The 13,733-nt window shown below is 63.4% G+C and carries 17 protein-coding genes; 4 read left to right on the top strand and 13 right to left on the bottom strand.

Annotated features, from left to right (window positions below; all coding sequences use genetic code 11):
* From EOC93_RS28815 to EOC93_RS28830, 4 genes are all read right to left on the bottom strand, one after another.
* On the bottom strand, positions 1-673 hold a 673-nt coding region (locus EOC93_RS28815; RefSeq protein WP_127206301.1), incomplete at its 3' end, for an FAD-binding protein.
* A gap of 4 nt (positions 674-677) precedes the next feature.
* Positions 678-1,073: a succinate dehydrogenase, hydrophobic membrane anchor protein gene (gene sdhD, locus EOC93_RS28820; RefSeq protein ID WP_095484915.1), complete on the bottom strand. Its 396-nt coding sequence runs from the start codon at positions 1,071-1,073 to the stop codon at positions 678-680.
* Positions 1,074-1,075: 2 nt separating this feature from the next.
* Positions 1,076-1,495, bottom strand: a complete 420-nt coding sequence (sdhC, locus tag EOC93_RS28825; protein WP_126104353.1) for a succinate dehydrogenase, cytochrome b556 subunit — start codon at positions 1,493-1,495, stop codon at positions 1,076-1,078.
* Between the two features lie 226 nt (positions 1,496-1,721).
* The gene (locus EOC93_RS28830) at positions 1,722-2,066 is read right to left on the bottom strand and encodes a hypothetical protein (protein ID WP_095484913.1); all 345 of its coding nucleotides are present in this window, start codon (positions 2,064-2,066) and stop codon (positions 1,722-1,724) included.
* Positions 2,067-2,297: 231 nt separating this feature from the next.
* Here EOC93_RS28830 and EOC93_RS28835 point away from each other — a divergent pair, with 231 nt between their 5' ends.
* Positions 2,298-2,648, top strand: a complete 351-nt coding sequence (locus EOC93_RS28835) for a hypothetical protein (RefSeq protein ID WP_095485116.1) — start codon at positions 2,298-2,300, stop codon at positions 2,646-2,648.
* Here EOC93_RS28835 and EOC93_RS28840 read toward each other — a convergent pair.
* Together EOC93_RS28840 and EOC93_RS28845 are read right to left on the bottom strand one after the other, a co-directional pair.
* Positions 2,632-3,843, bottom strand: coding sequence for a GGDEF domain-containing protein (locus EOC93_RS28840; protein ID WP_095484912.1), 1,212 nt, complete (start codon positions 3,841-3,843; stop codon positions 2,632-2,634). The two genes, EOC93_RS28835 and EOC93_RS28840, sit on opposite strands and share 17 nt — an antisense overlap.
* A 76-nt stretch (positions 3,844-3,919) precedes the next feature.
* Positions 3,920-5,131 (bottom strand): GGDEF domain-containing protein, encoded by a 1,212-nt coding sequence (locus tag EOC93_RS28845; protein WP_127206302.1) that lies wholly within the window; start codon positions 5,129-5,131, stop codon positions 3,920-3,922.
* A 179-nt stretch (positions 5,132-5,310) separates the two neighbouring features.
* On the opposite strand from EOC93_RS28845, the gene EOC93_RS28850 reads away from it, so the two are divergent.
* On the top strand, positions 5,311-5,622 hold the full coding sequence (locus tag EOC93_RS28850) for a hypothetical protein (protein ID WP_095484910.1): 312 nt from the start codon (positions 5,311-5,313) through the stop codon (positions 5,620-5,622).
* Between the two features lie 83 nt (positions 5,623-5,705).
* Here the strand turns inward: EOC93_RS28850 and leuC are convergent, their stop codons facing one another.
* The 5 genes from leuC to rplS form a co-directional block, all read right to left on the bottom strand.
* Positions 5,706-7,115, bottom strand: coding sequence for a 3-isopropylmalate dehydratase large subunit (leuC, locus tag EOC93_RS28855; RefSeq protein WP_095484909.1), 1,410 nt, complete (start codon positions 7,113-7,115; stop codon positions 5,706-5,708).
* Positions 7,116-7,514: 399 nt separating this feature from the next.
* Positions 7,515-8,150 carry a class I SAM-dependent methyltransferase gene (locus tag EOC93_RS28870; RefSeq protein WP_095484907.1) on the bottom strand — a complete coding sequence of 212 codons (636 nt, stop codon included), beginning with the start codon at positions 8,148-8,150 and terminating at the stop codon, positions 7,515-7,517.
* Between the two features lie 56 nt (positions 8,151-8,206).
* Positions 8,207-9,022 carry an amino acid ABC transporter permease gene (locus tag EOC93_RS28875; RefSeq protein WP_095484906.1) on the bottom strand — a complete coding sequence of 272 codons (816 nt, stop codon included), beginning with the start codon at positions 9,020-9,022 and terminating at the stop codon, positions 8,207-8,209.
* Positions 9,023-9,285: 263 nt separating this feature from the next.
* Entirely contained in the window at positions 9,286-10,083 is a 798-nt protein-coding gene (locus EOC93_RS28885; protein ID WP_126104347.1) for a transporter substrate-binding domain-containing protein, read from the bottom strand.
* A 255-nt stretch (positions 10,084-10,338) separates the two neighbouring features.
* The gene (gene rplS, locus EOC93_RS28890; protein WP_095484904.1) at positions 10,339-10,878 is read right to left on the bottom strand and encodes a 50S ribosomal protein L19; all 540 of its coding nucleotides are present in this window, start codon (positions 10,876-10,878) and stop codon (positions 10,339-10,341) included.
* Positions 10,879-11,195: 317 nt separating this feature from the next.
* Between rplS and EOC93_RS28900 the strand changes: the two genes are divergently transcribed.
* The gene (locus EOC93_RS28900; protein WP_095484903.1) at positions 11,196-11,948 is read left to right on the top strand and encodes a sulfite exporter TauE/SafE family protein; all 753 of its coding nucleotides are present in this window, start codon (positions 11,196-11,198) and stop codon (positions 11,946-11,948) included.
* On the opposite strand, the gene trmD is transcribed toward EOC93_RS28900, so the two are convergent.
* The gene (gene trmD, locus EOC93_RS28905; RefSeq protein ID WP_095484902.1) at positions 11,930-12,628 is read right to left on the bottom strand and encodes a tRNA (guanosine(37)-N1)-methyltransferase TrmD; all 699 of its coding nucleotides are present in this window, start codon (positions 12,626-12,628) and stop codon (positions 11,930-11,932) included. The two genes, EOC93_RS28900 and trmD, sit on opposite strands and share 19 nt — an antisense overlap.
* Entirely contained in the window at positions 12,625-13,224 is a 600-nt protein-coding gene (gene rimM / locus EOC93_RS28910) for a ribosome maturation factor RimM (protein ID WP_127206303.1), read from the bottom strand. Before rimM ends, trmD begins: the two co-directional genes overlap by 4 nt.
* Before the next feature lie 132 nt (positions 13,225-13,356).
* Between rimM and EOC93_RS28915 the strand changes: the two genes are divergently transcribed.
* Positions 13,357-13,733: site-specific integrase (locus tag EOC93_RS28915; protein WP_164759311.1), on the top strand; the 377-nt coding region annotated here is incomplete at its 3' end.

A 13,733-nucleotide genomic window follows, 5' to 3' on the forward strand; every position in this document is an offset into this window, starting at 1 on the left:
AGAAATAGGCGCGGCCATAGCCGCCGGTCGCCAGCACCACCATCTTGGCCGAAAAACGGTGGATGGTGCCGTCGTCGAGGTTCCAGGCGACGACGCCGGTGCAGGTGCCGTCCGGCTCCATGATCAGGTCGAGCGCGAAATACTCGATGAAGAACTGCGCGTTGTTCTTCAGCGACTGGCCGTAGAGCGTGTGCAGGATGGCGTGGCCGGTGCGGTCGGCGGCGGCGCAGGTGCGCTGCACCGGCGGGCCGTCGCCGAAATTCATCATGTGGCCGCCGAACGGCCGCTGGTAGATCTTGCCCTCTTCTGTGCGCGAGAACGGCACACCGTAATGCTCGAGCTCGTAGACGGCGGCGGGTGCTTCGCGCACCAGATATTCCATGGCGTCGACATCGCCGAGCCAGTCCGATCCTTTCACGGTGTCGTACATGTGCCACTGCCAGGAATCGGGCCCCATATTGGACAGCGAAGCGGCAATGCCGCCTTGAGCGGCGACAGTGTGCGACCGCGTCGGGAAAACCTTGGTGATGCAGGCGGTGCGCAGGCCCTGTTCGGCCATGCCGAGCGTGGCGCGCAGGCCGGCGCCGCCGGCGCCGACGACCACCACGTCGAACTTGTGGTCGACATAGGTATAGGCGGACGCCGTGTTGGCGTTTTTCGCGTCCTTGGCCAAAATTTCAGCCTCCAAATGCCAGTTTGAGCAGGGCGAAGATCGAGGCGACGCCAACCACCACGGGAAAGAATGTGTTGAGCGCGAGCAGCGCCAGCCTCATGCCCTCGCCATGGACATAGTCCTCGATGATCGCCTGCATGCCGAGCCGCATATGATAAAGCCCGGACAAGAGCACCAGGGCCAGGACCAGCGCCACGAACGGGTTGGCAAGTGCGGCGCGCACCTCCACATAGCCGGCGCCATTCAACGCGATCAGGAAGCCTACGAAGAACAGGATCAGCGGGATGTTGGCGATCGCCGTCAGGCGCTGGCGCCAGAAATGCTCCGTGCCCTCGCGGGCGGAGCCGAGGCCGCGGACCTTCGCCAGCGGCGTGCGCATGTCGGTGTTGTGGTGGCTCACGATCAGGCTCCCCGCGCCATATAGCCGGCGACCCAGATCAGCAGCGTCAGCACGATCGAGCCGGCCAGCGTCGCCCAGGCGATCCTGGAGGCGGTGTCCTTTTCAAGACCTGCCCCGGTGTCCCAGATCAGATGGCGCACGCCGCCCAGCATGTGGTGCATCAGCGCCCAGGTATAGCCGAACAGCACCAGCCGCCCCAGCCACGAGCCGAAGGCCCAGTTGACGGCATCGAAGGTGGATTGCGAGCTCGCCGCCGCCATCAGCCACAGGGCGACCAGCAGCGTGCCGAAATAGAGCGCCCCGCCGGTGATGCGATGGATGATCGACATCGTCATCGTGATCGGCGGCCGATAGACGGTCAGATGCGGCGAAAGCGGCCGTTCACGTCTGGCAAATTCGCGGGTGGCTGGTGATTTGCTCATGGCTCCCCCAGTTCGGCGTCTCTGGAGCCCCAGGTGGAAATGCGGCGTTACCGCTTCCGGTTGCGACTTCGGACAGCCGGTTTCTAATGCTCTTTTTGCACCGCGTCAAAGCCAGAAAACCGTTTCGAAAACGTAATTTAGTCTGACAAAAGGGGCGGTCTTTGCTTCAATCGATTAGGGCACGACCCAAAGCCGGCGCTATGTTCGCTGCAGTGCGGTAAACTGATTAACGCTTACAGGTCAGCGGCGTCTTACCGCCCTTCATCACCAGCGCATCGCGCCCGTCGATCACGATTGCGTCATGCGCCTCGCCGAAGCGGCTGCTTTGATTGGCCGGCGAGGCCGGCAGTTCCTCGCTGGCGCCGTCTGGGCCAAGCACGCGCACCGATGTGCCGAGGTTTTCGATGGTGATCCTGGTGCCATCGGCGCAATTGTAGGTAGCGGTGCGCGGCTGCGGTGCCGTCAAATCGGTCGTGCCGGCCTTCGGCGCATTGGTCTGCGACACGCAGGCAGCAGTGATCAGCAATGAAAAAAGGGCAAGCGTCACCCGAAACGTCCGGCGTAACGCCATATGCTGTCTCCCTACGCATCAAACCAGCCGCGATGCTTGCCAAGATCACCCGACACCGGGCGCGATGGTGCGGGCAAGCATGGCCGAAAGATGACCGCGGCCGCCCAGGCGCCGGATATTAACCATGTTTGCCGAGACCTGACGGCTAGCAGGGCTAGCCTCTTAACAAAGGTTAATAAAAGGTTAATTTCCGAGTCAGAGGAAGTTCGCCTCTGACAAATGGAGGACGCCATGCGTTCGAACTCAGGCAGATCGCGCCTTTCGGCGCTCATCTTGATGGCGGTGGCCATCGGCTTCGCAGCACCGGCACTCGCCGGGACGCGCGACCGCGTCTACGCCGATTCCTTCGGAAATCTGGTCATCGAGAGCGCCGCCGGCTACAAGCGCATCCTCGTTGGCGAGGGCAACCTGGCCAAGGAACTGTCGGACTACACCGGCGCCGGTCAGCCCAAAATCTATGAAAACGAAGCGGATGACGTCAGCAGCCGCGACTGTTACAGGCCACCGGTTTTCGTGAAAGGCCGCAGCTACATGTACGGCCTTTCCGACGGCGAGATGCCCGAACTCAGCCCCTGCCGCTGATTCTGTCAGGCGTCGCCACCGGGGTCTGCAGGGCTGGCTCTAACGCAATACGCACGCGATCGCGCCCGCCGCGCTTGGCTTGGTAAAGCGCTTCGTCCGCGCGCCGCATGAGATCGGCGAAACCCTCGCCCGGTTGAAGCTCGGCAACGCCGAAGCTGGCGGTGCACCGATGGTCCGCCGGCAGGCAGTCGATCGGCAAGGCACCGAAAGCGCTGCGTGTCCCTTCGGCAAGGAGCCGCGCCGCGGCGAGGTTGGTCCCCGGCAGTATGATGGCGAACTCTTCTCCGCCGATGCGGCCGGCGACGTGATGGTCGGCGGCGGCGTCACGCAGGAAACCAGCAAAGGTCCCGATGACCCGGTCACCGGACGCATGGCCGAAACTATCGTTGACGCTCTTGAAATGATCGAGGTCGGCGATGACCAGGGCGACCGGGACGCCCTTGCGCACGGCGTCGCGCATCGCGAGCTCCGCGTGACGTTCGAAGCCGCCCCGGTTGAACAACCTTGAAAGCGTGTCCGTCTCCGACTTCGACGTCGCCTCGGCGAGCACATCGCGGACCAGGATGATCAGAACAAGAAGCGCGATTGCCATGGCGAACACAGTGCCAAGCGATTGCGACACCAGAGCGTAGTCGCTCCGCATATAGGCCTGCGGATTGACGCCCCAGCCACCCAGAGCGTGGGCGATGAACGGCTTGCTCACGAATTGCAGGGCGCTGGCCGCCAGAACGGCCATGAGCACACGGTCGAGCCGGTCGCGTTTTTGCCTGGACGACCAGACGATGCCGAGGCCGACGAACTGCATGGCCGCATAGGGGAGCTGGTAGGCCATCATGCGGGCGAGCGACTGACGTGGCAGATCCTGCACGAAATACACTGTGACGGTGGCTGCAAGTAGGAAGAGAAGCATCGGACGCCAAGGCGTCGCCACGCCGTATTTATGGGCGAGCCCAGCATTGAAGACGATGGTGGCGCCGAGGAAAACGGCGAAAGCCGTAACGACCGCAGGTCGCGCATTGTCGAAGACCGGAATGCTGAATTCGACGATGTAATAGCCCACGCCGAGCAGATAGCCGAGGGCCAGCCAGCGTGCCGACACACGCCCTACATCGTAGAACGCGATCGTCATGAAGGCTGCGGCCAGCAGGCCGGCAACGAACAGGTTGATTGCAAGGATGAAGCCTGCGCCGCCCATGTGATTTTCGCACTCCCTGCGAAAGCAAATCACGGACGGGCGAAAAAGACGTTAATGCGAACCCAAGCGCGTATGATCAGCCGGCTTTGAGCGGTTCCACGACGGATAGCGATTCCGGCTGTTCATAGGCCGACCGTTCATAAGATAGCCGCACGCTGTCGCGGCCATTCCCTTTGGCTTTGTAGAGCGCCTCGTCGGCGCGGCGCATCAGCGGCTCAAGTCCTTCGTCGCCGGTGCGAGCCGTCACACCGAAGCTCGCGGTCACTCTTGTGCCGGGCGGAAGCCCGTCGACGCTGCCCGCCGAATAGAGCGTGCGAATGGCTTCGGCAAACAGCCTTGCCGCGCCGAGGTCGCTCAGCGGCAAAAGCACGGCGAACTCCTCGCCACCGATACGGCCGGCGACGCCGCCCGTGCCGGCAGCCGATAGAAGCTTGGCGGCGAAGTCGGCGATCACGCGATCGCCCGCCGCATGCCCGTGAAGGTCGTTGAGCGCCTTGAAATGATCGAGGTCGGCGAGCACCAGCGCGACCGGCATTTTGGCGGTGGCGCAGTGAAGCAGGAGAAGCCTGGCGCGCTCCTCGAAGCCGCGGCGGTTGAGCAGGCCCGACAGCGGATCGGTATACGCCTCGGCCTTCAGCGCCTTCATCACATCGAGCGCCGCCGCGCAGAACAGGCAAAGCGCGATGAGCAGCGACAGCAGCGCATGCGACAGCAACGCCGTCGTCCAGTAGGACGAGGCGTAAAAGCCGTCATAGCTGGTGAAGGGTCCGTGCGCGACGATGACGGCCAGTGTCCGCACGAAGAAATTCAGGCCGGAAAGCAGCGACAGCACGAACAGGATCATTTCGGTCGGACCCCTGCCGCGCACCGGGCGCAGTTCGGCCGCCACAAGCAGGCTGAGGCCGCCGAAGCCAAAATTCATCGCCAGGATCCGCCAAGTGAGGTCTGGCTGAACGAACAGGAACCAGCAGAATGCGGTCAGGCCGCCGCCCGCCAGAACGCCGATCCCGACATAGGGCACGCGCCGCCCATAGCGTGCCACGATCGCGCTGCAGAGGCAGCAGGCGGCAAAGGTGAAGCATGTATTGGAGAGCAGCTTGGTCGGCGCCATGCCGACGGGCAGGGTGAAGTACTGCAACAGGAACCCCGCCGCCGAGAGCGAGTAGCTGGCGGCGAGCACAGCCAGATAGGGGCGGTGGCGCTGGTAGAACCACAGCACGAGAAACACCGCGCCGAGCGCAAGCGCGATCGTCGGATTGAGCAACGCTACCAGCAAACCGGTGTCCAAAGGACCGTGACCCCCACGCTTCCGCCAGGGAAGACCTTAGGGCGGAAGCCCAAACAAGCGGTTAAGTCCAAGCAAGCCGTTGAGCAAAGTCGAATATGCGCCGGGTCGCCCATGAAGCTGATGCGCGGAACTTGAAACCGCGATCGGCGTTTTCCAGCAGCAATCGATGGAGACGCTTCATGGCCGATACGATCATGCTGACTGATCACGAAGCAATTCGCTCATGGGTCGCGGCGCGCGCCGGATTTCCGGCAATCGTCGACGTGTCGCCCGAAACGGGAACGCAAGCCATGCTGAGGCTGGTCTTCGGCCAGCACGCTTATCAGGACCAAGATCTGGGCGAACGTCCGGTCAATGCGGGCGGCTACGAGTTGGTCGAATGGGACGAATGGTTCAAGCTCTTCGACGAACGTCAGCTGGCACTCGTAGTCGCTGCGGAGCAACCCGGCCGGCGTGAGCAATTCCATGAGTTCGTAAGGCGCCCGGCGTGAAGAAAACCCGAACCGCATCGCGGTTCGGGTTCTGGCATGCACTCAACTGTGGCGGCCCGAGTTATTTCCACTCACGCCTGAATCTATTTCCACTCACGGATATCGACGAAGTGGCCGGCGATCGCCGCTGCTGCCGCCATGGCCGGCGACACCAGATGGGTGCGGCCCTTGAAGCCCTGGCGGCCCTCGAAATTGCGGTTCGAGGTCGAGGCGCAGCGCTCATGCGGCTTCAGGCGGTCGTCGTTCATGGCAAGGCACATCGAGCAGCCCGGCTCGCGCCAATCGAAGCCGGCGGCGAGGAAGATCTTGTCGAGACCTTCGGCCTCCGCCTGCTCCTTCACCAGGCCTGACCCCGGCACGATCATCGCATCGACATGCGGGCTGACTTTTTTGCCCTCGACCACCTTGGCGACGGCGCGCAAATCCTCGATGCGACCGTTGGTGCAGGAGCCGATAAAGACGCGGTCGAGCGCTATGTCGGTGATCTTGGTGCCTGGCGTCAGGCCCATGTAGTCGAGCGCGCGCTGCTTCGAGGTGCGCTTGTTTTCGTCGGCGATATCGTCGGGGTTCGGCACGATGCCCTGGACCGAGACGACGTCCTCGGGCGAAGAGCCCCAGGAGACGATCGGCGGCAATTTCGCCGCGTCGAGCACGACCACCTTGTCGAAATGCGCGCCTTCGTCGGACTGCAGCGTCTTCCAGTAGGTAAGCGCGGCGTCCCACGCCTCGCCCTTGGGAGCGCGCGGCTTGTCTTTGACATAGGCGAAGGTCGTCTCGTCGGGCGCGATCAGGCCGGCCCGGGCGCCGCCCTCGATCGACATGTTGCAGATGGTCATGCGGCCTTCCATGGACAGCGCCCGGATCGCCTCGCCGGCATATTCGATGACATAGCCGGTGCCGCCGGCAGTGCCGATCTCGCCGATGATCGCCAAAATGATGTCCTTGGCGGTGACGCCTTCCGGCAGCACGCCGTCGACGCGCACCAGCATGTTCTTGGCCTTGCGCTGGATCAGCGTCTGCGTGGCCAGCACATGCTCGACTTCCGAGGTGCCGATGCCATGCGCCAAAGCACCGAAAGCGCCGTGCGTCGAGGTGTGGCTGTCACCGCAGACGATGGTCATGCCGGGCAGAGTAAAGCCCTGCTCGGGGCCGATGATGTGGACGATGCCCTGGCGGATGTCCTTTTCGGAATAATATTCGACGCCAAAATCCTTGGCATTCTTGGCCAGCGCCTCGACCTGGATGCGGCTTTCCTCGTTCTTGATGCCGAACTTGCGCTCGGGCGAGGTCGACACATTGTGGTCGACCACGGCCAGCGTCTTTTCAGGATGGCGGACCTTTCTGCCGGTCATGCGCAGGCCTTCGAAGGCTTGCGGGCTGGTCACTTCATGGACGAGGTGGCGGTCGATATAGAGCAGGCAGGTGCCGTCGTCCTGGCGGTCGACGACATGGTCGTCGAATATCTTGTCGTAGAGGGTGCGCGGTGCGCTCATGTGCGTAAATCCGTCGATATGAAAATGGGAAGGACAAGCGCCGGCTAGCCGGCGAACACGGCCTAGCGAAGTCGGCTGGTCAGAGCGCCGGAAACGCGCGCGGAGAATCGCGACGGCAGGCGTTTTCTATCCTGCAGCACGAAGCCCTTGTAGGCCGGATCGCCAAAAAGCTGTTCCATGGCGTGGCTCATATCAATGTTTTGGGTTTTCGGCAATTGGTAGGGTGTGGCGCGGCTTCCCCTTCTCCCCTTGTGGGAGAAGGTGGATCGGCGCGCAGCGCCGAGACGGTTGAGGGGTGCTGGACGGATCGCTGTCGTTGCCAAGCTGGAACACCCCTCATCCGACCGAGCTTCGCTCGGCCACCTTCTCCCACAGGGGGAGAAGGGAAAGTGCCGCCCCTCAAAGCACTTCAAACACAAACGTCTTCACCAACGCCTCGGGTTCGGCGATGGCATAGCAGCGGAACCATGGGCTTTCTTCGACCGGCCGCCATTTCTTCGCCTGCTCCAGCTCGGCAAAAACGTCACGAAAGCCGCCGCTCTCGAACACCTGGTCGCGAACGGTGAAGATGGCATGGCCGCCCTTGCGGGTGATGCGCACCAGTTCATGCAGGCCGGAAGCCGGCGCGTGGCTGAGGGTGAACACGCCGGTCGAAAAGAAGGCGCGGAAATACCCGTCGGGCCAAGGCAGCGGACCGCCGAGCATCGCCTGTTTCAACTCGCTGTAGGCCTGCCGGCTGCTGGCGATTTTCAGCATGTCCTCCGACAGGTCGAGCCCGGCAATGTCCTGATAGCCCAGCGCCTTGAGCGACGGTCCCGACAGGCCCGTGCCGCAGCCGGCGTCGAGCAGCGGCCCCTCGCCCGATGGCACATGGCGCGCCACCCAGGCGGCGATCAGGAACGGCAGGAGATAGCCGAGCGAGGCGGTTTCGCTGTCATAGGTCGCAGCCCATGCGGCATAAGCTTGCGCCAGCGCTTCCGGTGTATCCGCCGTATAGACGGACTCCAGCGCCGCATTGGCTTTGTCGATGTTCATGGATCAATTCCTCCGCAACCGGGCAGGTCAATCGTAGCGCCGTCTTCGCCTGCCTTCTATTCCTCATGCTGGCGGCGCAACCGCTTCTCCAGCGCCCGCAAGGCCAGCGACAGGCCAACCGTCAGGATGAGATAGATATAGGCGACGATCGAATAGGTTTCGAAGAAGCGAAACGAGCCGGCGGCGTAGATCTTGCCCATCTGGGTGATGTCGGCGACGCCGAGCACCGAGACCAGCGACGAATCCTTGACCATGGCGACGAAATCATTGCCGAGCGGCGGCAAGATGGTGCGGATCGCCTGCGGAAAGACGATCAGCCGGAAACGCTGCGTGCGCGTCAGCCCCAGCGCCTTCGCCGCCTCGATTTGGCCCTTCTCGACCGCCTGGATGCCGGCGCGGAAGACCTCCGAGATGAAGGCCGAGTAGCCGATGGTCAGCGCCATGATGGCGCGCCACAGCAGCGACACGTCTCGCACCAGCAGCTCGCCGAAGACGCCGGCGCTTTGCAGCGGCGCGGTCAGCGCGTTCCATGCCGCGACGAAAGCTGGCGCGCCGGCAAACGCGATCCAGAACAACAGCACCAGGATTGGCACGCCGCGGATGATCTCGACATAGAAACGAGCGATCTGGCGCAGCCAGCGCGACCCCGACAGTCCCATCAGCGCAATGCCGAGTCCGATTGCGGAGGCTAGCGCGAAGGCGACCACGGTGACGAAGACAGTGATGCCGATGCCCTTGGCGACGGTCGCGAAAACCTGGGCGTAGAGGTCGCTTGCGGCGATGAAGATGGCGGCGGCCACGGCGAGCGCGATCGCCGCGGCAAGCCACCAGGGAAAGTCGGTTTTGGAGGTGGAAGACGCGGGCGTTGCCATCAGGCGACGCCGGTGAAGCAGACATCGCGAAGGCATGGTGCCAAGGCACCCCCCTCTGTCCTGCCGGACATCTCCCCCTCAAGGGGGGAGATTGGCTGTTCATTCTGCTTTCGCCAATCTCCAACGTTAGAGAAAAAGCGCGGCCAGCGAAGCTGCCAATCTCCCCCCTTGAGGGGGAGATGTCCGGCAGGACAGAGGGGGGTGGACGAGCGCGGAGTCAGCGCGAGTTCCTGCGCATCACCCAACGTGCGCAACAATGGAAGCTACTGCCCCATCTTGTAATCAAGGAACCATTTCTTGTTGAGCGCGTCGAGCGTGCCGTCGGCCTTCAGTGCGGCGATCGCCGCATTGACCGGCTTCACCAGATCCGAGCCTTTCGGGAAAATAAAGCCGAAATCCTCGGTGCCGAGCGGTCCGCCGATCAGCTTCAGCCCGCCATTGGACGCCTCGACATAGCCCTTGCCGGCAGTGCCGTCGGTCAAAACGACATCGACGTCACCAGTCTTCAGCGCCTGCACCGTCGCACCGAACGTCTCGAACAGTTTGATGCGCGGGTTCTGCTCATTGCCGTCGAGCACGCTGTAGACGGCGGTGTAGAAGGGCGTGGTGCCGGCCTGCGCGCCGATCAGCCCATCCTTGAAGGCGCCGAAGGTCTTGGCGTCGGTGAAGCGCTTCTCGTCGCCGCGCACCAGCATGAACTGTTCCGAGCGCATATAAGGGTCGGAGAAATCGACCTTCTGCTTGCGGTCGTCTTTAATGGTGATGCCGGTCATGCCGATGTTGTACTGGTTGTCGGAAACCGCCTGGATCATCGCGTCCCAGGAGGTGTTCTGGTACTCGACCTGGAAATTCAGCCGCTTGGCGATCTCGTTCATCGCGTCATATTCCCAACCGATCTGCTTGCCGGTCTTGGCGTCGATGAACTGCAGCGGCGGATAGGCGTTCTCCGTCACTACCACCACCTTCTTGCCGCCGAGATCGGGCAGCGCCTGCGCCAGGGCGACGACGGGCGCGAGAATCAGAGCCAACAGGCCGGCCAACAGCAGTTTCGATTTGGTCATGACACACCCCAAGAACTTGAACAGCCTGGACATTGTCGAGGCTTGCAGGAAAACCCGGCGCCGACTTTAGCTTTCCGTTAGCGGCTTGCAAGCCGGTCCGATGGGCCGCTTTGCGCTAAAACGGATTCTAATGCTTCCAACCGAGCGCTTGCGCAACGATTCGTGCCTTGCGGATCAAACCCCGTCCGGCGCGTCACCTCAGGGACAAAAAAGGCGGCCGAAGCCGCCTTTCCGAAGCACGGTTGTTGAAAAAACTTATTCGGCGACAGCCGCTTCCGCAGCCTTGGCGGCCTCGTCGGCGGCCTTCTTCTCGGCGGCGTCCTGGGCTGCCTTCTCGGCGGCCAGCGCCTGCGCGGCGGCCACCTTCTCGGCCTCGATGCGGGCCTTTTCGGCGTTCAGCGCATCGCGCTCCTCATCGTTCAGCTTGCGGGCGCGCACGCCGGTGTTTTCCGAAATACGGGCCGACTTGCCGCGGCGATCGCGCAGGTAGTAAAGCTTGGCGCGACGCACCTTGCCGCGGCGCACGATCTCGACGCCCTCGACCATCGGCGAATAGACCGGGAACACGCGCTCCACGCCTTCGCCGTAGGAAATCTTGCGAACGGTGAAGCTCTCCTGGAAACCGGCGCCGGCGCGGGCGATGACGACACCCTCATAAGCCTGGACGCGGGTACGGGTGCCTTCGGTCACGCGGACCTGGACGCGCACGGTATCGCCGGGCTGGAATTCGGGAAGCTTGCGCTTGGCTTCGATCTTGGCGGCCTGTTCGGCCTCGAGCTGACGGAGGATGTCCATCTCAGTAATCCACTTCTTGTTCTTCCGACAGTCAGAGCGTCCGACACTCGCTTTGCAGTTCCATTGACCACTCGGCTATGCCCTTCGTTCGCGAGAACATCAGGCAGGGGCGACTACACCGCCATTGTTGACGGGTCCGGCAGATTTTTCTTCCGGTTCGGGCGGGCACATACAGCTATTTCGACGCTTTGTCACGCCTTTGCCGTGTTCTTTTTTGGTCGTTGGCCGACATTGCAATCTTTCAGCAGGGGTTGCGTCGAAGGCCCAAGCTTTTTAAGGCGGGTAAAACGTGACTTTCCTCCGGCGGCAATACCCCCATGCCAGTTCTCGATGCGGCCCTGCTCTTTTTCGCGGGCTTTCTCTCAGGTGCCGTCAACGCGATAGCTGGCGGCGGGACGTTCGTAACCTTCGGCGCCATGACGCTGGTCGGCTTGCCGCCGATCGTCGCTAACGCGACCTCGTCGGTGACACAGTTTCCCGGCTACATCACCTCGACGCTCGCCTACTGGTCCGACATCAAGCATTTCTGGCGCACGGCGTTGCTGCTCGGCCTCATATCGGCTTTCGGCGCGCTGGCCGGTGCGCTCATCCTTCTGGCGCTCGACAATCCGTCGTTCCGCGTCCTGGTGCCATGGCTGCTGCTGGCGGCGACCGCGCTATTCGCCGCCGGGCCGTGGCTGAAGCCGGCACCCAAGCCGGGGCATGAGGCCGCGGTGGGTTCGCTGGTCGGCTCCCTGGCGCAATTCGCCACCGCAGTCTATGGCGGTTTCTTCGGCGCCGGCATGGGCGTCATGATGCTGGCAACGCTCGGCCTCACCCAGCCCGGCGACTATCACCGCCTGAACGCGCTGAAGAACATGCTGGCCGTGGTCATCGCGGCGATAGCCATCCTGGTCTTCGTCTCCGGCGGCGTGATCGCCTGGCCGCAAGCGATCATCATGATACCGGGCGGCGCGCTGGGCGGCTATGCCGGCGTCTGGATCGCCAAGCGCGTGCCGCAAATTGCCGTGCGCGGCTTCGTGGTTGGGATCGGCGTGTTCCTGGCCTTTTACTATTTTGCCAAGGGCTGAGCGGCTAACAGGTCAGGCCGCCTTTCCCTGGTCAGCTTTTCCGACTCAGCGCGCCGCCATGCGGCGATCTTCTTGTGATTGCCCGAGGTGAGAACTTCGGGGATTTGCCGGCCCTCGAATTCCTGCGGCCGTGTGTAATGCGGATGTTCGAGCAGGCCGTTTTCAAAGCTCTCTTCATCGCCTGATACCGCATTGCCCATCACGCCGGGCAACAGCCGCACCACGGCGTCGAGCAGCACGAGCGCCGCCGGCTCACCGCCGGACAGGATGAAGTCGCCGACCGAGACCTCTTCCAGCCCACGCGCGTCGATCACCCGCTGGTCGACGCCTTCAAAGCGTCCGCAGACGATGACGACGCCCGGCCCGGCGGCCAGCTCGCGCACGCGGGACTGCGTCAGCGGTTTTCCACGCGGACTCATCAGCAGCCGTGGCCGTGGATCACCCGGTGGCGAGGCATGGTCGATCGCCTTGGCCAAAACGTCGGCGCGCATCACCATGCCGGCGCCGCCACCGGCCGGTGTGTCGTCGACGGTGCGGTGGCGGTCGCTGGCGAAATCGCGGATCTGGATTGCTTCCAGCTCCCACGTGCCAGCCTCCAGCGCTCTGCCGGCCAGCGACAGGCCGAGCGCGCCGGGAAACATCTCCGGATAGAGCGTCAGCACCGAGGCGGAAAAACTCACCGGTTGCCCCCGGCATCCCTGGGTCCGCGTGGCCTGCCCTTCGGGTCGAAACCATCGCGACCGGGAGCATCGCCGTCTTCGTCGTCGATCAAGCCCGCCGCCGCCGGATCGATGCGGAGGAAACCTTCGGTGATCGACACGTCAGGCACGGCGGCCTGCGTGAACGGGATCAGCACGCCTTTGCGCTCGCCAAGCGTCACATCGAGAATGTCGCCGCCACCGAAATTATGCACGGCCACGACCTTGCCGATGTCAGCACCGGTATCGTCCCGGACCGCCAGCCCGACGAGATCAGCATGATAGAATTCGTCCTCTTCGCCATCGTCCGGCAGCATCGAGCGGTCGACGAACAATTCCGTGCCGGCAAGCGCCTCGGCAGCGTTGCGGTCGCTGATGCCCTTGAAGCGCACCACGACGACCGTGTTGGCCGGCCTGATGTCGACGATCTGAAAGGCGCGGCCGTCCCTGGCATAGAGCGGCCCGTAGTCGGCCAGCGCCAACGGGTCACCGGTGAAGGTTTTCACGCGCAACTCGCCCTTGATGCCGTGGGCGGCGCCGATCACGGCCATCTGGACGGGGTTTTGCGGTTTGGTCATCGGCGGAAAAATCCTTTGGCCTTGCTCTAGCTCCAGCCTCTTGTCATTTCAATGACGCGGCTCTTCACCGCTTCCTAACCCGGCTGCCGGAAGATGGCCCAGAATTGGAAGAACGGAATATCGGAAGAGCCAATGCAGGAATTTCTTATTCCAGCCAAACCAGACCTTCAGGCGGCCCGCGAAACCTGGCTGAAGATGCTGGCGCGCGAACGCCGGCTGTCGCCGGAAACCGTAGAAGCCTATGAACGCGACACGCGCCAGTTCCTGCACTTCCTGACCGGCCATTGCGGCGGCTCGCCCGGCATTTCGGATATCGCCGATCTGCGCCCGGCCGATCTGCGCGGCTTTCTCGCCGCTCGCCGCGCCGGGGGCGCCGGCGCCCGCACGCTCGGGCGGGGGCTCGCCGGCATCCGTTCGTTGCTGCGCTTTCTGGAGCGGCGCGGCCTCGTCAATGCGGCGGGCGCTGCGGCACTGCGCGCGCCACGGCAGCCGAAGTCGCTGCCCAAGCC

It is taken from the genome of Mesorhizobium sp. M6A.T.Ce.TU.002.03.1.1 (assembly GCF_003997275.1).
In the GTDB taxonomy this organism is placed as follows: Bacteria; Pseudomonadota; Alphaproteobacteria; order Rhizobiales; family Rhizobiaceae; genus Mesorhizobium; species Mesorhizobium mediterraneum.

Bases quoted from the DNA above. Each gene is read 5' to 3' on its own strand.
- sdhC (WP_126104353.1), bottom strand. From the start codon at position 1,495: ATGAGCAAATCACCAGCCACCCGCGAATTTGCCAGACGTGAACGGCCG.
- EOC93_RS28830 (WP_095484913.1), bottom strand. From the start codon at position 2,066: ATGGCGTTACGCCGGACGTTTCGGGTGACGCTTGCCCTTTTTTCATTG.
- EOC93_RS28835 (WP_095485116.1), top strand. From the start codon at position 2,298: ATGCGTTCGAACTCAGGCAGATCGCGCCTTTCGGCGCTCATCTTGATG.
- EOC93_RS28840 (WP_095484912.1), bottom strand. From the start codon at position 3,843: ATGGGCGGCGCAGGCTTCATCCTTGCAATCAACCTGTTCGTTGCCGGC.
- EOC93_RS28850 (WP_095484910.1), top strand. From the start codon at position 5,311: ATGGCCGATACGATCATGCTGACTGATCACGAAGCAATTCGCTCATGG.
- leuC (WP_095484909.1), bottom strand. From the start codon at position 7,115: ATGAGCGCACCGCGCACCCTCTACGACAAGATATTCGACGACCATGTC.
- EOC93_RS28870 (WP_095484907.1), bottom strand. From the start codon at position 8,150: ATGAACATCGACAAAGCCAATGCGGCGCTGGAGTCCGTCTATACGGCG.
- EOC93_RS28875 (WP_095484906.1), bottom strand. From the start codon at position 9,022: ATGGCAACGCCCGCGTCTTCCACCTCCAAAACCGACTTTCCCTGGTGG.
- EOC93_RS28885 (WP_126104347.1), bottom strand. From the start codon at position 10,083: ATGACCAAATCGAAACTGCTGTTGGCCGGCCTGTTGGCTCTGATTCTC.
- rplS (WP_095484904.1), bottom strand. From the start codon at position 10,878: ATGGACATCCTCCGTCAGCTCGAGGCCGAACAGGCCGCCAAGATCGAA.
- EOC93_RS28900 (WP_095484903.1), top strand. From the start codon at position 11,196: ATGCCAGTTCTCGATGCGGCCCTGCTCTTTTTCGCGGGCTTTCTCTCA.
- rimM (WP_127206303.1), bottom strand. From the start codon at position 13,224: ATGACCAAACCGCAAAACCCCGTCCAGATGGCCGTGATCGGCGCCGCC.